General features: G+C 65.6%; 19 protein-coding genes. 13 read left to right on the top strand and 6 right to left on the bottom strand.

All coding sequences use genetic code 11. The annotated features are described in order from the left end of the window. The first annotated feature begins 38 nt into the window (after positions 1-38). The 5 genes from K9B35_RS01205 to K9B35_RS01185 all read left to right on the top strand — a co-directional run bounded on the left by K9B35_RS01205 (position 39) and on the right by K9B35_RS01185 (position 6,647). Entirely contained in the window at positions 39-587 is a 549-nt protein-coding gene (locus tag K9B35_RS01205) for a CHAP domain-containing protein (RefSeq protein ID WP_224919984.1), read from the top strand. Between the two features lie 38 nt (positions 588-625). Continuing rightward, positions 626-1,804 carry a vWA domain-containing protein gene (locus K9B35_RS01200; RefSeq protein ID WP_224919983.1) on the top strand — a complete coding sequence of 393 codons (1,179 nt, stop codon included), beginning with the start codon at positions 626-628 and terminating at the stop codon, positions 1,802-1,804. 251 nt (positions 1,805-2,055) lie between these two features. Beyond that, positions 2,056-4,554: a TonB-dependent receptor domain-containing protein gene (locus K9B35_RS01195; protein ID WP_224919982.1), complete on the top strand. Its 2,499-nt coding sequence runs from the start codon at positions 2,056-2,058 to the stop codon at positions 4,552-4,554. 113 nt (positions 4,555-4,667) lie between these two features. Beyond that, positions 4,668-5,543 (top strand): SMP-30/gluconolactonase/LRE family protein, encoded by an 876-nt coding sequence (locus K9B35_RS01190; RefSeq protein WP_224919981.1) that lies wholly within the window; start codon positions 4,668-4,670, stop codon positions 5,541-5,543. Positions 5,544-5,582: 39 nt separating this feature from the next. After that, entirely contained in the window at positions 5,583-6,647 is a 1,065-nt protein-coding gene (locus tag K9B35_RS01185; protein ID WP_224919980.1) for a glycoside hydrolase family 43 protein, read from the top strand. On the opposite strand, the gene K9B35_RS01180 is transcribed toward K9B35_RS01185, so the two are convergent. Continuing rightward, a complete protein-coding gene (locus K9B35_RS01180; protein WP_224919979.1) occupies positions 6,644-8,035 on the bottom strand; it encodes a family 43 glycosylhydrolase in 1,392 nt (463 codons plus the stop codon). The two genes, K9B35_RS01185 and K9B35_RS01180, sit on opposite strands and share 4 nt — an antisense overlap. 181 nt (positions 8,036-8,216) lie before the next feature. On the opposite strand from K9B35_RS01180, the gene K9B35_RS01175 reads away from it, so the two are divergent. The 4 genes from K9B35_RS01175 to K9B35_RS01160 are packed head-to-tail and all read left to right on the top strand — an operon-like array spanning position 8,217 to position 12,388. Beyond that, complete coding sequence (locus K9B35_RS01175; RefSeq protein WP_224919978.1) at positions 8,217-9,314, top strand: ABC transporter ATP-binding protein; 1,098 nt, start codon at positions 8,217-8,219, stop codon at positions 9,312-9,314. Beyond that, positions 9,311-10,189 carry a carbohydrate ABC transporter permease gene (locus K9B35_RS01170; RefSeq protein WP_224919977.1) on the top strand — a complete coding sequence of 293 codons (879 nt, stop codon included), beginning with the start codon at positions 9,311-9,313 and terminating at the stop codon, positions 10,187-10,189. Before K9B35_RS01175 ends, K9B35_RS01170 begins: the two co-directional genes overlap by 4 nt. Further along, entirely contained in the window at positions 10,179-11,033 is an 855-nt protein-coding gene (locus tag K9B35_RS01165; RefSeq protein WP_224919976.1) for a carbohydrate ABC transporter permease, read from the top strand. Before K9B35_RS01170 ends, K9B35_RS01165 begins: the two co-directional genes overlap by 11 nt. Beyond that, entirely contained in the window at positions 11,030-12,388 is a 1,359-nt protein-coding gene (locus tag K9B35_RS01160) for an extracellular solute-binding protein (protein WP_224919975.1), read from the top strand. Before K9B35_RS01165 ends, K9B35_RS01160 begins: the two co-directional genes overlap by 4 nt. Here the strand turns inward: K9B35_RS01160 and K9B35_RS01155 are convergent. From K9B35_RS01155 to K9B35_RS01140, 4 genes are all read right to left on the bottom strand, one after another. Next, the gene (locus tag K9B35_RS01155) at positions 12,342-13,052 is read right to left on the bottom strand and encodes a FadR/GntR family transcriptional regulator (RefSeq protein ID WP_224919974.1); all 711 of its coding nucleotides are present in this window, start codon (positions 13,050-13,052) and stop codon (positions 12,342-12,344) included. The two genes, K9B35_RS01160 and K9B35_RS01155, sit on opposite strands and share 47 nt — an antisense overlap. Positions 13,053-13,155: 103 nt before the next feature. After that, a complete protein-coding gene (locus K9B35_RS01150) occupies positions 13,156-14,073 on the bottom strand; it encodes a Gfo/Idh/MocA family protein (RefSeq protein ID WP_224919973.1) in 918 nt (305 codons plus the stop codon). A gap of 1 nt (position 14,074) precedes the next feature. Then, complete coding sequence (locus K9B35_RS01145; protein WP_224919972.1) at positions 14,075-14,710, bottom strand: 2-dehydro-3-deoxy-6-phosphogalactonate aldolase; 636 nt, start codon at positions 14,708-14,710, stop codon at positions 14,075-14,077. Further along, positions 14,707-15,627, bottom strand: coding sequence for a 2-dehydro-3-deoxygalactonokinase (locus K9B35_RS01140; protein ID WP_224919971.1), 921 nt, complete (start codon positions 15,625-15,627; stop codon positions 14,707-14,709). Before K9B35_RS01140 ends, K9B35_RS01145 begins: the two co-directional genes overlap by 4 nt. A 78-nt stretch (positions 15,628-15,705) precedes the next feature. On the opposite strand from K9B35_RS01140, the gene dgoD reads away from it, so the two are divergent. The 4 genes from dgoD to K9B35_RS01120 all read left to right on the top strand — a co-directional run bounded on the left by dgoD (position 15,706) and on the right by K9B35_RS01120 (position 22,702). Continuing rightward, entirely contained in the window at positions 15,706-16,842 is a 1,137-nt protein-coding gene (gene dgoD, locus K9B35_RS01135; protein ID WP_224919970.1) for a galactonate dehydratase, read from the top strand. Positions 16,843-16,979: 137 nt separating this feature from the next. After that, on the top strand, positions 16,980-19,730 hold the full coding sequence (locus K9B35_RS01130) for a TonB-dependent receptor (RefSeq protein ID WP_224919969.1): 2,751 nt from the start codon (positions 16,980-16,982) through the stop codon (positions 19,728-19,730). A 72-nt stretch (positions 19,731-19,802) separates the two neighbouring features. Further along, on the top strand, positions 19,803-21,320 hold the full coding sequence (locus K9B35_RS01125) for a tryptophan halogenase family protein (protein ID WP_224919968.1): 1,518 nt from the start codon (positions 19,803-19,805) through the stop codon (positions 21,318-21,320). Beyond that, entirely contained in the window at positions 21,317-22,702 is a 1,386-nt protein-coding gene (locus K9B35_RS01120; RefSeq protein ID WP_224919967.1) for a tryptophan 7-halogenase, read from the top strand. The genes K9B35_RS01125 and K9B35_RS01120 overlap by 4 nt, the downstream gene beginning before the upstream one ends. A 6-nt stretch (positions 22,703-22,708) precedes the next feature. On the opposite strand, the gene K9B35_RS01115 is transcribed toward K9B35_RS01120, so the two are convergent. After that, positions 22,709-23,740, bottom strand: a complete 1,032-nt coding sequence (locus K9B35_RS01115; RefSeq protein ID WP_224919966.1) for a glycoside hydrolase family 43 protein — start codon at positions 23,738-23,740, stop codon at positions 22,709-22,711. Positions 23,741-23,761: the final 21 nt, after the last annotated feature.

The raw sequence follows: 23,761 nt of genomic DNA, 5'->3' as shown, positions 1-23,761 counted from the left end.
CTGCCCATATGCAGTCGAACCGGACCCCCCGCCGGATCATGCTGTCGATCCTTGGCGCCGCGGCACTGGTCGCGGCGCCCGCTTCGGCATCGATCCTCAACTATGTCGGCGAATGCGTGCCGTTCGCGCGCGCCGCGTCGGGCATCCAGATCTGGGGCGATGCCTGGACCTGGTGGAGCCAGGCCGCGACCAAATATCAGCGGGGGCAGGCGCCGGAGGTCGGCGCAGTCGTCGCCTTCGCCAAGTCGGGCGCCCTCCCCCTCGGCCATGTCTCGGTGGTCAGCCGCGTGATCGAGCCGCGCGTCGTGATGGTCACCCACGCCAACTGGTCGCGCTTCGACGGCAAGCGCGGACAGGTCGAGCAGGACGTGACGTTATTCGACGTGTCGCCGGAAGGCGACTGGACGCAGGTCAAGGTCTGGTACCGCGACAATCGCGGTCTCGGTTCGACCACCTACCCCGTCCACGGCTTCATCTATGGCCGCCCGACCAGCGGGGCCAAAGTGGCAAAGGCCCGCCCTGCCCCCGAGCTGACCGGCGAACGCCCGGACTATGTCGGATCGCTGATCGACGCCTACGCGCGCTGAGGCTGGACGCGCGCGTTTCCCCGCGCCACACTCGCCCCATGTTCTTCTCCTTCGTCGATGAGCTTCGCGCCGCAGGCATCCCCGCCAGCATGAAGGAGCATCTCGTGCTCCTCGAAGCGCTCGACCGCGACGTGATCGATCGCACGCCGGAGGCATTCTACTATCTCGCCCGCGCGACGTTCGTGAAGGACGAGGGGCTGCTCGACCGGTTCGATCAGGTGTTCGCGAAAGTCTTCAAGGGCATCGCCTCGACCTATGGCGTCCAGACCGCTGAGATTCCGGAGGAATGGCTCAAGGCGATCGCCGAGAAATATCTGACGCCCGAAGAGATGGAGGCGATCAAGTCGCTCGGCTCGTGGGAAGAAATCATGGAGACGCTCAAGAAGCGGCTCGAGGAACAGCATGAGCGCCATCAGGGCGGCAACAAATGGGTCGGGACCGGCGGCACCTCCCCTTACGGCAATTCGGGTTACAACCCGGAGGGCGTGCGCATCGGCGGCGAGAGCGTCCACAAGCGCGCGCTGAAAGTCTGGGAAGGCCGCGAGTTCAAGAATCTCGATTCGACCCGCGAACTTGGCACGCGCAACATCAAGGTCGCGATGCGCCGCCTGCGCCGCTTTGCCCGCGAAGGCGCTGCGGACGAGCTGGACATCGATGCCACAATCGACGGAACCGCGCGCCAAGGCTGGCTCGATATCCGCATGCGCCCCGAGCGGCACAATGCGGTCAAACTGCTCCTGTTCCTCGATGTCGGCGGATCGATGGACCCGTGGGTCAAGCTGTGCGAGGAATTGTTCAGCGCCGCGACCGCCGAGTTCAAGAATCTCGAATTCTTCTACTTCCACAATTGCCTCTACGAGGGCGTGTGGAAGGACAATCGCCGGCGCTTTCAGGAACGCACTCCGACCTGGGACGTGCTCCACAAGTTCGGGCACGACTATAAGGTGATCTTCGTCGGCGACGCCTCAATGTCGCCCTATGAAATCAGCCACCCCGGCGGATCGGTCGAGCATTTCAATGAGGAGTCAGGCGCAGCGTGGATGCAGCGGGTGACCAACACCTACCCCGCGACCATCTGGCTCAACCCGATCCCCGAAGAACAATGGGGCTATTCGCAGTCGGTGCGGATCATGCGCGAACTGATGAACGACCGCATGTACCCGCTAACACTCGCAGGGCTGGACGATGCGATGCGCGAGTTGAGCCGAAAGACGTGAAGTGATCGTCCCGGGTCCAACGCGAACGGGGTGGCACCGTATTTCCACAGTAAAACAGTATAATCCGCGACTTCCACTATAAAGAAGTCGCGGCCTATTCGTCGCCGAGAAATCCGGCCGCTGCACATAAATGCGTGTGGCAACCGGCTATGCCACGCCCTTCCTATAGAAGTGCATTGACGGGAGGCCGTGAGAACATCGCTCACGGTAATCCCAAACTTGCAAACTGGGTAGGGTGAGGACAATCGACCATGGCTAAGACGGCATTCCTCTTGTTCGCTTCGTATCTGGCACTGTCCAGCCCGGCCCTAGCCGCGACGGATGCGCCTGTGGCGGATGACAGTTCTATCGAGACGGAAGATCAGGCCAAGGACAAGCCTGCGCCGCAAGCGCAGGAAGTCTTCTCCACCGGCGTCGCCAAGGGGCGTGATCGCCTCGACAGCGCCACCTCGACCAGCGCGTTGCGCGGCAACGACGTCCAGAAACTCGGGCCGCGTCCGCTCGGCGAAGTCCTGCGCACCATGGCGGGCCTGCGCGTTGCCACCGGCATTGGTGAGGGCAACAACAACTACACCGTGCGCGGCCTTCCGCTCGCTGCCGGTGGGTCGAAATACATGCAGATCCAGGAAGACGGCCTGCCGGTGCTGGAGTTTGCCGATCTGTTCAACGTCGGCGCCGATGTTTACTTGCGCAACGATCTGAGCGTAGCAGCGATTGAATCGATCCGCGGCGGCTCAGCCTCTACCTTCGCGTCCAACTCGCCCGGTGGCCTGATCAACATCCTGTCGCGCACCGGCGATGTCGAAGGCGGCGCGATTCAGCTCTCGACTGGCCTCGATTACGGCGAAAAGCGTGTCGATTTCAGCTATGGGGCCAAGCTCGGCGAGAACACCCGGTTCCACATCGGCGGCTTTTATCGTTCCGGCGAAGGCCCGCGCAACATCGGCTTTGACGGGTGGAAGGGTGGCCAGATCAAGGCCAATATTACCCACCAGTTCACTGGCGGCTATGTGCGGATGTACCTGAAGGTCCTCGACGATCGCTCGCCGACCTTCGCGCCGTACTTCGCCAACATCACCGGCACCAACGATAATCCTAACATCCGCAGCTTTCCGGGCTTTGACCTGCGGCGGGATTCAGTGCTCTCCTCGTACCTCGGGCCGGTCGTGACGCTGGATGAGAACAACCAGGCGGCAGCCCTGCCCATCGCCACCGGGCAGAGCGCGGAGTCGCGCTCGATCGGCTTTGAAGGTCAGTTCGAGATTGCCGGTTGGACGATCACCGAGCGCATGCGCTACTCGGTCAATCGCGGTGATTTCAGCCGCGCCTTCCCCAACGTCGCCAATACCGTATCGGCCTTTGCCGCAGGGCAAGGCGGCGTCGGCGCAACCGCGCGGTATGCAAGCGGTCCGCTCGCCGGACAGCCGATCAGCCCGACGGCCAATATCAACGGCAACGGCCTGCTCTCGCTCTACTTCGTCTCGTTCGTCCGCGCACGCTCGCTCGACAACTTCACCAACGACATTCGCGGGTCGAAGGTGTGGGACCTGTCCGGCGGCAAGCTGACCACGACCCTTGGCGCCTATTTCGCGTCGCAGGATCTCAACACCACCTGGCTGCACACTGCGATGAACGTTGACGTCAACGGCGACAACGGCACCGCGATGGTCGACATTTTCAATGCGGGCGGTGCTCCGCAGACGTTGAACGGCTATTATGCTTTCGCCCGCGCCAGCAGCCTGTTCCGCCGCGCGTTCGACGTGAACTACAAGGTGTTCGCGCCCTATGGCTCGGTCAACTTCCATGTCGGCAAACTCGCGATCGGCGGCAGCCTGCGCTATGACAGGGGCAAGGTGCGCGGCACGCTGGTCGGTGCGGACCTCAACAACGGCAGCGTCGGCCTGATCACCCAGGACATCAACCGTGACGGCCTGATCAACCCGGCCGAAAATCGCGTGGCCTTCCTGCCGTTCACCCAGCCCGGGGTGGTCAACTATGATTACGGCTATGTCAGCTATTCGGCGGGTGTGAACTATCGCGTCGCCGAGCCCTTCTCGGTCTTTGCCCGCTACAGCAAGGGCGCGCGTGCCAACGCCGACAAGGTGCTGTTCACCCCACTGATTAACAATGCCACCGGCGACATCCGCAGCGAGCGCGATAAGCAGGATGACGTCAAGCAGCTGGAGGGTGGCTTCAAGTTCCGCAAGGATGGCTTCACGCTCAACGGGACGGCGTTCCGCGTCACCGCGGCGGACCACAATGTCCTCAACGGCGCCGCCAACCGCACCGACCGCACCTATCGCGCCAGCGGCGTCGAGCTGGAAGCCGGGATTCATCGCGGTCCGTTCAACCTGACGGCCGGCGCAACCTATACCAAGGCCAAGATCACGCAGGATCTGCTCGAGCCGACCCTGACCGGCAAGGTACCGCGCCACCAGCCCGACTGGACGCTGACCGCCACGTCCTATGTCGATCTGGGGCGAGCAACCGTGGGTGCCAGTGTCGTGACCATTACCAAGAGCTTTGCGCAGGATTCGAACCTGTTGGTCATGCCCGGTTTCACCACGGTCGACCTGTTCGCGCAGGTGAAGCTGTTCAAGGGCGGGAGCGTGGCTCTGAACGTCAACAATGCGTTCGATCAGCTTGGAATCTTTGAGGTGAACCAGGCCAGCGTGCCGGCCAACGGCATCGGCTTCGCCCGGACCGCCAATGGTCGCACCATCTCGGGATCGCTCCGCTTCGACTTTTAAGAGTGGGTTCGAAAATCCGTCGCTAACGCGAGGGCCTGCGGGCCTTCCGGAGCGATCCAAAGCGCCCTATAGGCCCCATCGCCACGCACTCTCGCGCGGCTATGGGGCCACCGATGAGCCGGAACGATTACCGCATCATTCCACGTGACCGCTGCGACCAGCTTGGCGAAGGGCCGCTCGCGGCGCGCGACGGGTCGGTTTATTGGGTCGATATCATCGAGCAGCGGATCAATCGCCTGTCGCTCACCGATGGCGCGGTGGCGAGTTGGGTGATGCCCGAGATGGTCGGCTGGGTGATCGAGCGGCGCGACGCACCGGGCCTGGTCGCCGGGTTCCGCAGCGGGGTGAAGGCGGTAGTCCTCGACCCCGCATCGCCGGTGCCGGTTTCGATCGAAGCGCTGGTTGACCTTCCCGCCGACGAACCGGCGATCAACCGGATGAACGATGCCAAGGCCGATCGCGACGGGCGGATCTGGGCCGGGACCATGCCGGTCACCTGTGACGTCCCGACCGGGTCCTTCTACCGCATCGAAGCCGATCGATCGATCACGCGGATGGATGACGGCTATCACGTCGCCAACGGCCCAGCGATCAGCCCCGACGGACGCTGGCTGTTCCACACCAACACGGTGCTGGGCCAGATCTACCGCTTCCCACTCGACGGCGCGACGCTCGGCCCGCGCGAATTGTGGCTGCAGTTCGAGCCCGACTGGGGCCATCCCGACGGCATGACCTTCGATGCCGAAGGCGGGCTGTGGATTGCGCATTGGGGCGGGTCGCGGGTCAGCCGGTTCGATCCGCAGGGTAAGATCGAGCGCGCCATCCACGTGCCCGCGAGCCAGATCACCAGCATGACCTTTGCCGGGGACTCGTTCGACCGGATGTTCATCACCTCCGCCGCCGACGGCATTGACGAGCCGAATGGCGGTTGCCTGTTCGAGGTCGATCCTGGCGTCAAAGGCCTGTCCCCTCAACGCTTTGCGGGCTAGCCGCTGTCATCGTTGAAGCCGGTGCGCTACACTGGCGCGATGCGAACCCCATCCCTGCTCGCCGCGCTGCTGGCCCTCTCCGCCTGCGCGACCACCCCGCGCGAGGCGCCGTCGACCTATGCCAATCCGGTGTTAGATCGCGAGTTCGCCGATCCCGCCGCGCTGCTTGCCCCGGACGGCTATTACTATGTCTATGCGACGCAGGGCGGCGAACCCGGGCGGATGCATAATATCCAGGTCGCCCGCTCGCGCGATCTGGTGGGCTGGGAGCATCTCGGCGACGCGCTGCCGCAAAAGCCGGGCTGGGCGAGCGCGACGCAGGATTTTTGGGCGCCACACGTCGCGCAGCACGACGGCCGCTACTACCTCTATTATTCCGCCAAGCCCGACGCCGCGCTGAAGGATACGACGCGCGGCCTGTGCCTCGCGGTGGCGGTCGCCGAGCGGCCGGAGGGCCCATTTGCCGACAGCGGCCGCCCGCTCGAATGTGGCGAGGGCTTCGTCAATATCGACCCGATGTCGTTCGACGATCCGGCAACCGGCAAGCGGCTGCTCTATTGGGGATCGGGGTTCGGCCCGATCAAGGTGCGCGAACTCGCCGCCGACCGCATCTCCTTCGCGCCCGGAAGCGCGGCAGTGCCGCTGGTCGAGGTCGACAAGACCGACGATCCCGCAAACTATCAGCGCCTGATCGAGGGCGCCTGGGTGCTGCGGCGCGAAGGCTGGTATTATCTCTTTTACTCAGGCGACAATTGCTGCGGGCCAAAGGCGCATTATGCGGTGATGGTCGCGCGGTCGCGCAGCGCAACCGGGCCGTTCGAGACGCTGCGCGACGCGACCGGAGCGCCCGCCAGCGTTATCCTCGCCCAGCGCGACCAGTGGGTCGCACCGGGCCATAATGCCGTCGTCGCCGACGCACGCGGCGATCACTGGATGCTTTACCACGCGGTCGACGCAAAGCGCCCGCGCGCCAAGCCCGGCGACGACGTCAATACGCGCCGTATCATGCTGCTCGACCGGATCATCTGGCAGGACGGCTGGCCACGCATCGCGGGCGACGGCCCATCGACCGGCGCGCAAGCAGCCCCCGCAGTCCGACCCTAGCCGGTCGTCACCCCGTCCGGGCCGAAGCCAAGCCGGGTCGTCAGCAGCGCGCGGAATTCGTTATAGCCGCCGGTGCCCGGAAAGAAGGCGTGGAAGAACAGCTGCGGCTCATCATCCAGCCCCGGCGCGACCGAAGCATGGCCCGGCGCCCACCACGTCGTCGTCGACTTGAGCAACGGATCGCCCTGTTTGACGTACGGCCCGAAAATATGGTCGGCGACCGCGACGCCGATGCCATAGGCGGGCGTTCCGAAATCATTGCCGGCATAGAACATCCAGTAGCGGCCCTGCTGCTTGGTGACCCACGGCCCCTCGATCAGATGCCCCTCCCATTCAAGGTCGTTGGTGAGAACCAGATGCTCGTCGCCCACCCGCTCGCCGGTTTCGGTCAGCCGCTGTGCGTAAATCGGCGTGCTCATCGCCTCGAGGATCGCTTCAGCCTCCGGGATGTCCGCCAGCGCGGCCTTCACCTGCTGCCAATTGTCGAGCACCGCCTCGATCAGCGGCTGCATCAGGAAAAAGCGTTCCATCGGCCGCTGTGAGTTGGCCCAGGGCTGGAGTGCGGCGGCGAGCGATGCGGTGCGGCGATCGGCTTCGACCGTGAAGACCTGATCGATCAACTCGGGCCGCTGGCGGAACAGGCCGGCGAGCGGGCGCGGCCACACGCCGTTGGTGTCGCGCTTCCACAACAGATAGCGCTCGCCATCGTCGTCGATGAAGATGTGCGAATCGATCACCCCGCCGCTCATCACCGGCTGGGCCGGATCGCCCGCAATCCCGGTCGTGTTGACCGCATGCGCGGTGACCAGCGGATGACCCAGGTCGCGCCACGGGCCGAACGGGCTGTCGCTCTTGGCCAGCCCGATGGCGAGCGCGTTCGATTTCTGGCGTGCGGTATAGACCAGCCAATATTCATCGCCGACCCGCGCCATTTCCGGGGCCCAGAAATCGCCGACATGCCGGCCATGCGCGGTCCACTCCGGCGCCTCCCCCTCGGCGAAGACGAAGCCTTTGTGCGTCCAGGTCTCAAGATCGTCCGAGTGCAGGATCGGAAACGCGTCCGGAGCATCGTTGGACGTCGCGACGAGGACGTAGCCCTGATCGGTCTTCAGCACCGCGGGATCGCCATAGCCGCAAGTGATTCGCGGGCTGGCGTTGGTGGTAAGCAGCGGCTGCCAGTCCGGCGCGGGCAGGTCGCTGGGTGCGGGACCGCTCAGCACATGCGGGCGGCGCGACCCGAAATCATCGGCGACCCGGTTGAAGAAATCGACATAGGCCGGATGCTCGCCCGACGCGAGTTGGTAGGTGCGTTCGGCGTCGCCGCGGCGGACGGTGATCTGGCTGTGCGGCGCTTGAGCGGCGGCGATGGCTTCGAACTGAATGGTCATGGTCGGTTACGGGTCCCACAGGCGGTTCGCGACCGCTAAACCACAATTATAAGATAAATGCGAGTGTGGTTTCAGCGACCGATTTTGGGCATGCTCTCCACCGCGATCTGCGCAGCGCGGATTGACGTCCGGCCCGCTTTTGTTAACAAGTGCGATAAATAAGATAATATGGGATGCCGCAGTGAGCCTCGAGCTTCGTAACGTCCGTAAGGCCTATGGAGAAACGCCGGTCCTCGACGATGTGTCGTTGAGCATGGCCGACCGTGAGTTCATCGCATTTCTGGGGCCGTCGGGCAGCGGCAAGTCGACGCTGCTCCGCATTATTGCCGGGCTCGAGACCGCCGACGCGGGCGAGGTGGTGCTCGATGGCAAGCGCATCGACCAGCTGCACCCCGGCGCGCGCGACGTGGCAATGGTGTTCCAGGCCTATGCGCTCTACCCGCACATGACGGTGCGGGAGAATATGGCATTCGGCCTGCGGAATGCGCGGGTACCGCAAGCCGAGATCGACGCCCGCATCGCCCAAGCGGCAGCGGTGCTCGAGATCGAGAGCCAGCTCGACAAGAAACCGGCGCAGATGTCGGGCGGCCAGCGCCAGCGCGTTGCGATCGGCCGGGCGATCGTCAAGCATCCTAGGCTGTTCCTGTTCGACGAGCCGCTGTCCAACCTCGACGCCGCGCTGCGCACGCGGACGCGGGTCGAACTCGCCCAGCTGCGCCGGCGCGTCGATGCGGCGATCATCATGGTGACGCATGATCAGGCCGAGGCGATGACGCTGGCGGACCGGATCGTGGTGATGAACGACCGCCGCATCCAGCAGATCGGCGCGCCGATGGACATCTATACCCGCCCGGCGAACAGCTTCGTCGCGCGCTTTGTCGGCTCGCCCGCGATGACCCTGCTCCCCGCATCGCTGGTGCCGGGCGACGGCCCCGCGCGCGTGCGCCTCGGCGACGGGACCGAGGTGACGACCCGGATCGATCGCGCCGCCCTGCCCTCCGGTTCGGTCGAACTCGGCCTGCGCCCCGAACATGTCCGGGTTGCCTCGTCGGGCGAAGGTGCGTGCGACGCTGAAGTGCTGCTGGTCGAACGGCTCGGCGATCGCACGCTCGTCTATGCCAAGCTGAGCGACGGGCAGGAGATTACCGCGGAGGATGCCGGGCTGAGCGTCGTCAAGCTGGGCGACCGGGTTCGCCTGCGCATCGATGGCGCGGCAGCGCATCTGTTCGACTGCAACGGCAACGGTCACCATGCGCAGGTCACGGACTCCGCGGCATGAGGCGCGGTGATCGTCTCGCCAGTTTCGGCTTCGTCGCGCCGTTCCTCGCGATCTATCTGCTCATCCTGATCTATCCGCTGCTGGCGGGCATCGGGCTCAGCATGACCCGCGTCGATCTGTTCGGCGGGGGCAGCTTCGTCGGGTTCGATAACTATGTGCGGCTGGCGGGTGATCCGGTCTTCCACGCTGCGATCTTCCAGACCTTGCTGCTCGCGGCAATGATCGTCCCGATCCTGACGGTGCTGTCGCTGATGCTCGCGCTCGCGCTGAACCGCCCGACCCGCGACGCGGCGGTGTTTCGCGGCATCTTCTTTTCCTCTTCGGTTCTGTCGGTCACGATCGTGACGCTGATCTGGCGCTTCGTGCTCGCCCCCGACGCCGGGCTGCTTGGTGAAGTGGCGCAGGGGCTGGGAACGCCGCCGCTGCCGTTTTTGAGCGATCCGACGCTGGCGCTATGGGCGCTGGCAATCACCACAATCTGGTGGTCGATCGGTCTGCCGATGATGCTGTTCCTTGCCGGGCTGCAGCAAATTCCGGGCGACATCTATGAGGCCGCCGCACTGGACCGGGCGAGCCGCTGGACGATCCTGTGGCGGATCACCCTGCCCTCGCTCCGCCGCACATTGGTGCTGGTCGTGATGCTCCAGACCGCAGCTCAGCTCCAGCTGTTCGGCCAGTCGCAGCTGCTCACCGCCGGCGGCCCCAATGGTGCGACGCGGACGATGGTCCTGTTCATTTTCGAAACCGCCTTCTGGCGCTGGGAGCTCGGCTATGCCGCTGCTGCGGCGGAGATCCTGTTCCTGCTGATCGTGGCGCTGACGCTGGCGCAATATTGGTTCACGATGCGAACGTCGGAGGCTGGCAATGGCCGCTGATCGCACCACACCCGCGTTCCGACCGGGCGAGGGCCGGGTCCGTCCCGCGACGCTGATCGCGCTGCTGCTCGCGGCGGCGGTGATGCTGGCGCCGCTGATCTGGACGATCCTGTTGTCGCTCAAGTCCAACCAGGCGCTGGTCGGTAACAGCGGCGCGGCGCTCGAATTTCCCTACACGCTCGAAAATTACTGGGCGATCCTGTCGGGTGATCAGGTGTTTCGCTGGCTGTTCAACAGCCTGATCGTGTCAGTCGGGACCACGATCGGCGTGCTCGTGCTGTGCAGCCTCGCCGGATACGGCTTTGCGCGGCTCGAATTCCCCTTCCGCCGGACGCTGTTCGTCTTTGTCCTGCTCGGCCTTGCGATCCCCGAACAGGCGGTGATCCTGCCCCAGCATCAGCTGTTCGCCGCGCTCCACCTTCACAACAGCTATCCCGGGCTGATCCTGCCCGGGCTGGCCGGACCCTTTGGCGTGTTTTTCATGACCCAGTATTTTCGTGCGATCCCGCGGGATCTGGATGAGGCGGCGATGCTCGACGGCGCGTCGCGGCTGCGCATCTTCTGGAGCGTGCTCTTGCCGCTCACCCTGCCCGCTCAGGCGACGCTCGGCGTGTTTACCTTCCTCGCCAGCTGGAACAGCTATTGGTGGCCGCTGATCTCGGCGACGCGCAGCGACATGTACACGCTGACCGTCGGCCTCGCCTCGGCCCAGATGAACTATGCGCAGACCAGCGGCCTCGGCTTCCTGATGGCGCAGGCGGTGTTCGCGTCGGTGCCGATCTTCATCGTCTATGTCCTGTTCCAGAAGCACATTGTCCAGTCGATGGCGGGGACGGCGCGATGAGGATCGCCCTAGCACTCGGCCTCGCCCTGCTCGCCACCGGCTGCGGTAGCAGCGGCGGCGCGGACGATGGCAAAATCTATCTGCAGCGCTTCTTCGGCGAATGCGGCGCGGCCTATGGCACCGCGACCGATGTCGCCGCGGCGAAGGGCGAATGCGGGATCATCACGTCGATGATCAACAAGTTCAACGCCGAGAACGCCGGCGCGCCGGTCAGCAGCAACGTCGTCGCCTGGCCCGGCTATCCGCAGCTTAGCGCACAGTTCGCGGCGGGCGATCCGCCTGACATCGTCAGCATGCATGGCGGGGTGATCTCAGACTATGCCGCGCGCGGGTTGCTCGAGCCGGTCGAGCCCTATCTGGAAGCCGCCGGGCTGAAGCCCGACCAGTTCACCGATGCCAGCCGCATGGCTGCGACGGTCGACAACCGGCTCTATGGCCTGCCCTGGGACACGCATGGCGGCCTGTATCACATCAACACCAAGCTGTTTGCGCAGGCGGGATTGATGCGCGACGGCAAGCCGATGCTGCCGCGATCGGCGGAGGAACTCCTCGCCCATGCCCGCCAGTTCAAGGCGCGCACCGGCAAGCCCTACCTCCTCCAAAGCCTGGTCGCCGACACCGCGGCGCAGACGCGGACGCTCTACACCTATCTGATGGCGCAGGACGCGGTGATCTTCCCCGATCCGCTGCACATCAAGCTGCAGACGCCAGAGGCAAGGCGCGTCGTCAATTATTTCAAGGCGCTGACGCAGGAAGGGCTGGGCACGCTCGATCAGGACACCCCCGCGGCGATCGCGGCGTTCCTGAGCGGCGAAGGCGGCATCTATCCGACGGGCACCTGGATGATCGATCAGTTTCAGCAGGATGCGATAACGCCGGGCCGTCCGCTGCACGGAAGTTACGCGGTCTATCCCTATCCGCGCCTGTGGGGGAAGCATGCCGAGTTCGTCAGCGGCCATGTCTGGGTCGTCCCGAAGCGCGAGCGGACCCCGGCGCAACGGGCGATGATCGCGCGCTTCTTCAAGTTCATGACCGCGCATAATCTCGACTGGGCGCGCACCGGGCATCTTCCGGCGGTGCGCAGCGTCATCGAATCGGCCGCGTTCAAGGCGATGCCGCATCGCGCCGAGATCGCGCCGCTGGCGACCATCGGCCATCCGCTGCCCGGCTATGTGCAGCGGCAGTCGGCGATCGAACGGCTGGTCGGCGAAGAGGTCGGTGCCGCAATCACGGGGCAGAAGACCGTCGATCAGGCGCTGGCCGACGGCGAACGTCGCGTCAACGAACTGCTCGCCGAGCTTCCCGTGGTCAGCCCGTCTTCCCCGCCTCGTCGATCAGCGTCATCACGTCCGTAATCAGCGCGATCATCCCGTCGCGCGCCGCGTCGGGATCGCGCGCCTCGATCGCGCTCAGCACTTCGCGGTGCTGCGGCAGGCTGGCGGTGCGTCCCTTGAACCGATTGGTAAAGCGGATCGAGGTGCGCAGCGCGGTTTCGACGACGTCGCGGAACTGCGCGTAAAAGGGGTTGGCCGACGCCGCGAGGATCGCGACGTGAAACGCGATGTCGGCCTCGAGCGGATCGTCCTCGCCAACCTCGGCCGCTTCCATGCGGCGATAGCCGGCCTGGATCAGCGCGAGGCCGGCCGCATCGGCGGCGCGGGCGGCGAGCGCGGCCGCAGCCGGCTCGATCGCAATGCGCAGCTCGGTGAACTGGCGCAGCAGCTCGAGCGAGAAGGTGCGTTCCAACAGCCAGCGCAGCACATCGGCATCGAACAGATTCCAGTGCGCCGGACGCTGCACCGTCGTGCCCTTGCGCGGGCGGGCGGTGAGCAGCCCCTTGGCGGTCAGCATCTTGACCGCTTCGCGCGTCACCGAGCGGCTGACGCCATGCTGCTTGGCCAGATCCGCCTCGGTCGGGAAGACGCGCGCGTCATAATGGCCGGTGACGATCGCGCGGCCGAGCGAATCGAGCAGTCCGTAGGTCAGGTTCCGCCCGCCGGTTGCGGGGGAACTCAGCATCGGCGAGTCAGCCTCCATGCGGTCAGGCTCCGTTCCGGGCGCGGCGCGGGCGCGCCGATCGAACAATGGCAGTCATGAGCATCATTGACGCTAGTAACGCGGGTCAGTCGAATGCTGCAACGCTTTCGCGGCGCGCAACCATGAAAGCGTCGGCGGCAATGCGCAGCGGTTCGCGATCAACTTCGCTCGCCCGTGCGCCGATCAGCGTCGCGAACCGGTCGTAGATCTGCGGATATTCGCTGTCCTCGTCCAGCGCCTCATCGACCCCGTCAACCGTAAGCCGCGCGCCACCATCGCGCAATTCGATCCGCCGCCCGTCGCGCGTGACGATATGGATGATCCATTCCTCGCCCGCATCGAACCGCCAGTCGAACTCCGCCCGCCAGTCACCGCCGATGAAATCGATCGTCGCGGCAATCGGGGCCTGTCGGTTCTCAGGAACCGACAGCGTGGCCTCGCGGACCAGCAGCGGCATTGGCGCGATCCGCGACAGGATCGACAGCGCGTTGATCCCGGTATCGAAGACCCCGAACCCGCCAGCATTCCAGATCCACTCCTGCCCCGGATGCCACTTCCGTACGTCTTCGCGCCACGAAATGTGCAGCGAGTCGATCGCAGCGTCCGCCAGAAGCGCGGCAGCCGGGGCAACCCCCGGCGCGAATTGCGAGTGCCATGCGGTGTAGAGCACCCGGCCCCGCTCCCGCGCCAGCGCTTCGAGCGCGTCGAGTTCGCCCAACGTCGTCGTCGGTGGCTTTTCGAGCAGCACGTCGAACCCGGCAAGCAACGCATCGCGCGCGAAATCATGGCGGGCGCTGGGCGGCGTGCAGATCGCGATCGCGTCCGCCACCCCGTCCATCGCCGCCAGCAGTTCCGCAGCGTCGCTGTACCAGGGCACGCCGATGTCCGGATCGCCCGCTGGCGTGGCAATCGCGACCAGCTCGAAGCGTGGATCGGCGGCGATGGCGGGCAAATGCTGGTCTGCGGCGATCTTGCCGAACCCGATAATGGCGACGCGGATCACCTCACGGTGCTCCGATCGCGGCGACGAACGCGCGCGCCTGCGCTGCGACCTCGGCGCTGGTCTGTCCCGGCCGATACAGCGCGCCGCCCAGCCCGAACCCGTCGGCACCGGCCGCGAAATAGGGCGCCATTGCATCGGGGGTAATCCCGCCCACGACAACGAGCGGCACGTCGAGCGGAAGCACCGCACGGTGCGCCTTCACAACCGCGGGCGATGCCGCCTCGGCGGGAAACAGCTTGAGCGCATGCGCCCCGGCATCGAGCGCCGCGAAGGCTTCGCTGGGGGTGAAATAGCCGGGTGCAGAGACCAGCCCCGCCGCAGCGGTGGCGGCGACTACCTGCGGATTGACGCAGGGCGATACGATGATACGTCCACCCGCATTCGCAACCTGCGTCACTTGCTCGACCGTCAGCACGGTACCCGCGCCGATCAGCGTGGCATCGCCCAGACGGCGCGCCAGCCGTTCGATGCTCACCAGCGGATCGGGGGAATTCAACGGCACCTCGATGATGCGGATGCCGGCCTCGACCAGTGCGTCGCCCACCGCCTCGACCGCGTCAGGCGTGACGCCGCGGATGATCGCGATCAGCGGGCAGGCGGCGAAGTGGGTGGTGAAGGCGTCAAGCGAACCAGTCATAGAAACTCCGTGATGCGACGAATGCCGGCCAGAAACGCCGCCTCGCCATCGATTACTTTGCCAACCGTCCCAGCCTGGCCGAGCGCGGCGGAATAGAGCGCGCACAGCGCGGGCGCGCCGACGAGCGCGACCGTCTCGCCCGGTGCCCGACCCGCGAGCGCGGTCCGCACATCGCTTCCGATCAGCAGGCCGCTGGCATAGCCAGCGTCGCTCCGCCCGCCTCCCAGCAAGTGCCGCGCACGAATTCCGAACAGCGAAGCGAGCAGGTCGGCGCCGCCCAACGCATCGGCAACCCCCGCTGCAAAGGCTTCGTCCGGACCGACATCGCCGCTCAGTTGCGCCGACAGGATCGAATGATCGCGCAGCACGGCAAACAGTTCGCCGGTCATCATCGTGCGAAACGCGTCGATCCGCCCGCCGCGCATCGCGATCCATTTCGCATGGGTGCCCGGATGGCAGATCAGCCCGTCGCCCGGCACCAGCCCGGCGGCAACCGCGCCCAGCGCCTGCACTTCCTCACCGCGCATCACGTCTGCGCCCGGCCCGCGCTGGCACACGCCCGGTACGATGCCGACCCGCCCAGCTTCGATCCAGCAGATCGCCTGTGCGAGCGCCTGCGCATCTGCGGGGCAGTCGACATAAGCCGCCTCGCGCCAGCCGCGGTTCGACCCGGCCATCCCGGCGATCAGCACCGCGCGGTCGCCCAGCGCTTCCCGGATTTCGGCAGCGGCGCGATCGAATCCGCCCGGCCCGACCGCCAGGACGCCCTTGGCATCCTCCAGCTTTGCGACCACCCGGCCCTCAGCATCCACCGAGTAAGCCCGGCGATTGGTCGAGCCCCAATCGACCGCGATATACCCCTCGCGCCAGCTCATCGGCGGCTCGCTTTGCGTCTCTTTCCCATCGCTGCGGATCATACAGGCGCGTCCCGGCCTTGCTAGATATAAATTATCAGATAAATAGGTTTAATGCCCGGGTGGGGTTTTGAGGTGACCATGAAGATTGCGCGTATCGAGACGTTTCACGTTCCGCCCCGTTGGCTGTTCGTCCGCGTTGAGGCGGAGGATGGCTGTTTCGGCTGGGGCGAAGCGAGCCTGGAAGGGCATAGCGAAGCAGTCGATGGCGCGTTCGAATCGCTGCGTGATCGCTTCATCGGCAGCGACCCGCGCCGGATCGAGGATGTCTGGCAGGTCGCCTATCGCGGCGGTTTTTATCGCGGCGGCGCGGTGCTGATGTCGGCGCTTGCCGGGCTCGATCAGGCGCTGTGGGATCTCAAGGGGCGGCATTACGGCCTTCCTGCGTGGGAGATGATGGGCGGGCAGGTCCGCGACAAAGTCCGCGCCTATGCCTGGATCGGCGGCGACCGCCCCGACGATGTCGGCGAAGCTGCTGCGGCGCGCAAGGCGCAGGGCTTCTCCGCGGTCAAGATGAACGCGACCTCCGAACTCGACTATCTCACCGCGCCCCGCTTCGACGATGTGATCGAGCGCGTTCTCGCCGCACAGGCCGTCGGCATGGATGTCGGGCTCGACTTCCACGGCCGCGCCCACCGCGCGATGGCCAAGCAGCTTGCCAAGCAGCTCGAACCGCTGGGGCTGCTGTTCATCGAAGAGCCGATCCTGTCGGAAAACCCGGAAGTCCTCGCCCAGATTTCGAGCCAGATCAGCACCCCGATCGCGCTCGGCGAGCGGCTCTATTCGCGGTGGGATTTCAAGCCGTTCCTTGCGAGTGGCGCAGTCGACATCATCCAGCCCGATCTCAGCCATGCCGGGGGCCTCAGCGAATGCCGCCGGATCGCCGCAATGGCCGAGGCCTATGACGTAGCGGTTGCCCCGCATTGCCCGCTCGGCCCGCTCGCGCTCGCCGCTTGCCTGCAGCTCGCCGGGTGCACGCCAAACGTCGTGCTGCAGGAGATGTCACTCGGCATCCATTACAATGAGGGCCACGACTTGCTGCATTTCTGCACCAATCCTGCCGTGCTCTCGCCGGTCGATGGCTTTCTGCCGATCCCGACCGGGCCGGGCCTTGGCGTCGAGATCGACGAGGCTGCAGTGCGCAAGGCGCACGCCGAGAAGTTCCGCTGGCGCAACCCGATCTGGCGTCAGGAAGACGGCAGCTTCGCGGAGTGGTGACCCAAGACGCGACACCATTATCCGATAAATCTTATAAATACCTTGTCAGCGCCGGGAGCGCGCTTCTATAGCGACCACAAGAAGAGTCGCAGACCAGGCGACCGGCGTGCTGTGAATTATCGAAGGGGAGGACATAAATGCGTTTGAGAGCTTTGATCCGCTGTTCCGGCTCTGCCGCCGCAATCATGCTGGCTGCCGCGCCCGCATGGGCGCAGGACGCCGGGACGCCAGCGCCGGAAGCGCAGCAGACACCGGCCGCAGAAGGCGACGAGATCGTCATCAGCGGGTATCGCCAGTCGCTCGAGTCGCAGCAGAACATCCGCCGCAACTCGACCCAGATCGTCGACGCGATCGTTGCCGAGGATATCGGCAAGCTGCCCGACATCACCGTGTCCGATACCGCCGCCCGCATCCCGGGTGTGCAGGTGGAGCGCAGCGGCGGCGAGGCCGGACGCGTGCTTGTCCGCGGTCTCCCCGATTTTGTCACCACCTATAACGGCCGCGAGATCTTCACTGCGGAAACGCGCTCGGTCGCGCTGCAGGATTTCCCCTCGGGTGCCATCGGCGCGATCGAGGTGTACAAGACCTCCACCGCCAATCTGGTCGAGCCGGGTCTTGCCGGCCTCATCAACGTGCGCTCGCGCCGTCCATTCGACTTCGCTGACTTCCACGTCGCCGGGTCGGCATGGATGACCTACACCTATCAGGCGCGCGACTATAACCCGAACGCCAACATCATGGTTTCGGATCGCTGGGACGTCGGTGGCGGTGAGATCGGCGCGTTGCTCGGCCTGTCGTACACCAGCATGCATTATCGGGATTCAACGCGGTCAAACACCGACTTCGTCGCTGGCGGCGGTCCGGGCGGCACGCAGTTCCCCGACATTCAGCGCGTCACCTATGACGAGGGTGATCGCGAGCGTCCGTCGGTCAACGGCGCGATCCAGTGGCGCCCGACCCCCGGCCTCGAATTCTATGTCGAGGGCCTGTATCAGGGCTTCCGCAACAAGCTGTCGTCGCGTGAGATGGAAGCGGCTTTGTGGGGCGGCTCGGGCTTCTCCAACGCCGTCACCGTGCCCGATCGACCCGATCTGCTCAAGAGCGCGACGGTCACCAATCCGCGCCGCGTGCAAGGCTATCAGGGCGGCACCTACAACACGACCGATACCTATCAGTTCGCGCTCGGCGGTAGCTTCGAGACCGGCGGCCTGAAGATCACTGCGGACGTCGCGCGAACCGACTCAACCTTCACTGGATCGACCGCCAGCGTCGACTATGCCTTCGCCAACCCGCAGACGATCGTGTTCGATACCAATGCCGACAGCGGCGATGGCGGCGCGGTCTTTTCGATCCCCGGGTTCGACGCGAGCAACCCCGCCAACTATGTCTATCGCGGCTTCTATGAGGAAGCGCAGCAGGCGAAGGGCAAGGATTGGCAGGCACGCGTCGACGTCACCTACGAAACCGAAATGCCATGGGTGAAGGCGTTCGAGGCAGGCATCCGCTACACCGACCGCGACGCGCGTCGGGAGTTTGGGAACCGCTATTTTGATCGTGAAGGCGACCGTCGCCCGTTCTCGGCGGTGCCGCTGACCTATGAGTTGTTCGACGCGGGGTTCCGCGGTGCCGACCCACAGCCGGGTATCGTGACCTGGCTCTCGCCGACCTATGATAGCATTCGCGCCAATCTGGCGCAGTTGCGGGAGTTCAATCAGCCCGGTCTGACCGGCGCGCCTCCGGCGGATCCGCAGCAGACCTGGGACGCGAACGAGAAGCACTTCGCCGCCTACGCCCAGTTGCGCTATGAGATTCCGCTGGGCGGTGAAGCCAGCATCGATGGTACGATCGGCTTGCGCTATGCACGAAGCGATCTTGACCTGTCGGGCACACGCCTCTTGCTGCCCGCAGGCGACGCTCCTGGTGTGCAGACGCCAACGGCCGTTGAGCGCAAGTTCGAAGCCTGGTTGCCCAACATCAACGCGCGCATTCGTTTCACGCCGCAGATCCAGGCACGGCTGGCCTTTACCGAGACCCAGACGCGCCCGAATTTCATCGACCTTCGCGCATCGGCCACGCTCGACCGCCCAAATACCAATGGTTGTTTGTCGGAAACCCCGATCCCGGATGGTTGCTACCGCACCGGCAATGGCGGCAACCCGTTCCTGAACCCGCTCACGTCGCGCAACTATGACGCCGCGCTTGAATATTATTTCTCGCGCAACGGCTTCGTTTCGGTCAGCGTCTTCCACCGCGACATGGAGGGCTTCATCGAAGGGAATACCTTTACGGGTACGCTTCCGGACGGCACCCCATTGCGCCTGGGCTCCCCGATCAACGCCGGCAAAGGCCGCATCCGCGGCTTTGAAATCCAGGGCTCGACGTTCCTCGATTTCATTGGCCTGCCGCAGTTCGGTCTTCAGGGCAACGTCACCAACCTCGATGCGCGGTCTGACTTCAACTATGACGATGGCCTGAATCCGGACGGCTCGCCGCTGATCCGCACGGTCAACCGCGAGCTGCTGTTCGTGTCGGACTGGTCGCTCAACGCGGCTGCCTTCTACGAAGCCAATGGCCTATATGCGCGGCTTGCCTACAACTGGCGCAGCGCGTTCCCGCTGACCTACCAGCGGCGCGGCGACCACCTGTACACCGAAGAGGCGGATCCCGTTAAGCGGCTCGATCTCTCGGTCAGCTACGACGTTATGCCCGCGGTCACGGTGTTCGGCGACTGGACGAACATCCTCGGCGATCCGTTCAGCTCGACGCTGACGCGGACCAACACGGTCGGCAATGCCCTGCCCGCCGCCGGGGCATTCACGGCCACCTATCCGCGCGTCGTCCGCTACGAGGAATCGACCCTCACTGTGGGCATCCGCTTCCGCCTCTGACCGGAGCGGTTGGCATCAACATGGGAGCCGGAGAGCCTTGCTCTTCGGCTCCTGTCGTTTGAGGGTCATGGCATGAGCAGCGAAGCCCCTCGCGACGACCGGCCACGCACCCGGGTCGTCATTCTCGGCGGCGGCACCGCGGGGTGGATGGCGGCAGCGGCACTAATCCGCCGCCTTCCTCACGCATGCAGCGTGCGGCTGATCGAATCCGAGGATATCGGCATCGTCGGCGTTGGTGAGGCCACCCTCCCCCATCTGCGCGCCTTCGTTTCAATGCTCGGGATCGATGAGGCCGAGTTCATGGGCGTGACGCAGGCGACCTATAAGCTCGGCATCGAGTTCCGCGATTTCGGCCGCATCGGCGACGCCTATCTCCACCCGTTCGGCAATTTCGGCCGACCGCTGAACGGCGTGCCCTTCCACCACTATTGGCTGCGGATGCGGGCGCAGGGCCGACAGGACTCGCTGTTCGACTATTCGCTGTGCAACCAGATGGCGGCGCAGTGCCGTTTCGCCCCGCCGACCAACGACGCGGCGTCGCTGCGCTCCAGCTATGGCTATGCCTATCAGTTCGACGCCACGTTGTTCGCCCCGTATCTGCGCGCCTATGCCGTCGCGCGTGGCGTCGAACGGACAGAGGGGCGTGTCGTCGATGTGTCGCTCGACCCGCTATCGGGCGATGTGTCCGCGCTGACCCTTGCCAGCGGCGAGCGGGTCGAGGGCGACCTGTTCGTCGATTGCTCGGGCTTTCGCGCGCTGCTGATCGGCGGGGCGATCGGGTCGGCGTGGGAGGATTGGTCGCGCTGGCTCCCGTGCGATCGCGCGGTCGCCGCGCCCTGCCCGTCGCCCGAGGGGCCGATCGAGCCATACACCCGCGCCACCGCCATGCCGGCGGGCTGGCGCTGGCGTATTCCGCTGCGGCACCGGGTCGGCAATGGCTATGTCTTCTCGTCCGCGCATCTTGATGAAGATGCGGCGAGCGCCGCCCTCGTTTCCGCGCTTGAGAACCCGCCGCTGGCCGACCCGCGCATCCTGCGCTTCCGCGCGGGGCGCCGCGCGCGCAGCTGGGACCGCAACGTCGTGTCGGTCGGCCTCGCCTCTGGCTTTCTCGAGCCGCTCGAATCCACCAGCATCTATCTGGCGCAGGGCGCGGTCGAGCAGCTGATCGCGCTGTTCCCGATCGACGGGCGCATCGCCGATGCCGATCGCGACGAGTTCAATCGCATGGTCGACCTTGAATATGACCGGATCCGCGACTTCCTGATCCTCCACTACCACGCCACAATGCGCGATGACTCGCCGTTCTGGAACGACATGCGAACGATGCACATCCCCGACAGCCTGGCGGAGAAGATGGAGCTGTTCCGCGAATCCGGCCGCGTCGCGCACTCTACGCAGGGGCTGTTCTTCGAACCCAGCTGGCTCGCCGTCTATCTTGGTCAGGGGATCACGCCGCGCCAGTGGGACCAGCGCGTCGATCCGGTCGACCCGACGCAACTCGGCGGTGCACTGGACCAGCTGCACGCGCAGGTCGCTGCAGCAGTGCGCGACATGCCCAGCCATGACGCAGCGTTGGGCCGGGTCGCATGAGCGCGCGCGCGATCCGCTCGGTCTGCGTGGTCGGCGACGGGATCGTCGGTCTGTCCGCGGCGGCGGCCTTCGCCCGCGCCCTGCCGCAGGTCGAGGTATCGATCGTGCCCGCCGCCCCCGACCCGGCGGCGGTTGCCGAAATACAGTGCGCGACCTGGCCGAGCATCCACCGCTTTCACGCCGCGATCGGCCTCGACGAGCGGGAGCTGATATGCGATGGGATCGCGACGCATCTGCTCGGCGCCCGCTTCGTCAACTGGCCGCAAGAGCAGCAGGATTGGGTCCACGGCTTCGGCGAACACGGCCTGAAGGCCGGCGACATCCCGTTCCATACGCTGTGGCATCGCGCGTTTCAGGCGGGAGCTGCGGCACCCTATTGGCGCTACGGCGCGGCGGCATTGCTCGGCGCGGCGGGGAGGTTCGTCCACCCCAGCCCCGACCCCGCCTCGCCGCTCGGCGGATTTCTCTACGCGCTGCGCATCGATCCTCCCCGCTATCGCGCGCGGCTCGACACGCTGACCGCCCTGCTGCCACGCCACGCGCCGTTCGCCTCCGTGGAGCGCGGCGAGGATGGTGCGATCGCTGCCGTAGGGACAGCCGATGGCGGTCGTGTCACCGCCGACCTGTACCTCGACTGCTCGGGTCCTCACGCGTTGCTGCGCTCCCGCGATGAAGCGGAGTTCGAGCCGTGGGATTCGTGGCTTCCGGGCCGCTCAATGGCGGTGCGCGACGTGCCGGGCGATGCCGTCGATCCGCTCGACCGCGCCGAAACAACCGCAACCGGCTGGCGCTGGCAATCTCCGCTCGCGGAGCGGACACGGTCGATCGAACTCAGCGACGACACCGGCGGCGTCGCGGTGCGCTTCGGCCGCCGCACGCCTTGGATCGGCAACATGCTGGCGATCGGCGACGCTGCGACCGCGATCGACCCGCTGTTCGGTAGCGCGCTCCATCTTGCTCAGGATGCGATCCTGCTGGCGCTGGACCTGTTGCCGGGCCGAGACTTCGGACACGCCGAGATCGCCGAATATAACCGTCGCAGCCGGGCGGTTTCGACGCGGATGCGCGACTTCCACGCGCTCCACCATCGGCGCGCCGGGAAACTGACCGCCCCGCTTCCCGAAGGTCTCGCCCGCACGCTTGAACAATTCAAACGCCGCGGCCGTCTTCCCCCGTTCGAGGGCGAGCCGTTCGAGACCGACGCGTGGCTCGCGTCGCTGATTGGTCTCAGCCTAACACCGGATGCAATCGACCCGCTCAGCGCCTCGGTCGATCCCGCACGCGCCGCGCACGCAATGGACGCACTCGCCACCCGTCTCGCACAAGCGACGGAGCACGTGCCGCCCTACCCGCAACTGCTCACGCGGTTGCGGGCGGGCTGAGCGCGATCACTTCTTCGCGCTAGGCCGAATGCTGACGCCGACCGCCGGCTCGCCATCCTTCCACAGCAACGGCGCGACATAGAGGTAGCGCTTGTTGTCGAGCTTGCGGCACCCGGGGGTCGCGGCCCAGGCGTGGAACGACACGAACTGCCGCGCCCCGACGTTGAAGATGCTCTGATGCCCCGGCCCGCTCAGGCAGCCGGCCTCACGGTTGTTGTAGCTGTAGAGGATCGGGTTCTTCGGCGCATCGGTGCACGGCCCCATCGGCCCGTCGCACTTCGCCCAGCCCATCGCATAGGGCGACAGGCGCTGATGCGTCTCCCAGCCATAATGGTTGGACGAATAGAACATCGCATAGCCGGTCGGCGTCTTCACCATCGTCGGCGCCTCGATCACATGCGCCTCCCACGGCTTGTCATTGCGCAGCAGCGCGACGGCGGGACCTTCCAGCTTCAGCCCATCGGCGCTCATCTTCTGCGCATAGATGTCGGTCGGCTTGCCGAACTTCGGGTTGTTGCCGTCATTCTTGTAATAGAGGTACAGCGTGCCATCGGTGTCGCGGAACGGGGCCGCGTCGATCGTGCCGCCCAGATCGCGCTGGCACACCATCGGCTCGGTTTCCTTCGACACGAACGGCCCGCGCGGATCGCTCGCAAACGCCGCGCCAATGCACTGCAGCCCGGTCTCCTTCTCGCGCGCCGTGATGTAGATCACGAAGCCATTGGCGACCCGCTGCACCTCCGGCGCCCAGGTGAAGCCCTCGCGGGCCCACACCGGCAGCGTCGGCATCGCATCGTGGATCTTGCCGCCGGTCTTGACCAGCGCCCAGTCCGCCAGATTGGTCGACGTCGCCATCTGCACATTCGCGACATTGCCCGGAGGGTTGGTCGCATAGGCATAGAAGGTGCGGTCGTGCAGCATCACGAACGGATCGGCGAAATCCTCCTCCAGCACCGGTGCGAACGGCGCGTCGTCCTTCGCCGGTGCGAACGCGGTGCAGGTCAGCGCCAACACTGCCAGAAACCCGTATTTTGCCATGCCTAACTCCCTTGGCTCCAT

This window comes from Sphingomonas sp. R647, from assembly GCF_020177055.1.
GTDB lineage: Bacteria > Pseudomonadota > Alphaproteobacteria > Sphingomonadales > Sphingomonadaceae > Sphingomonas.
Note: the sequence above shows the minus strand (reverse complement) of the source record. Positions and strands in the feature narration are given on the sequence as shown.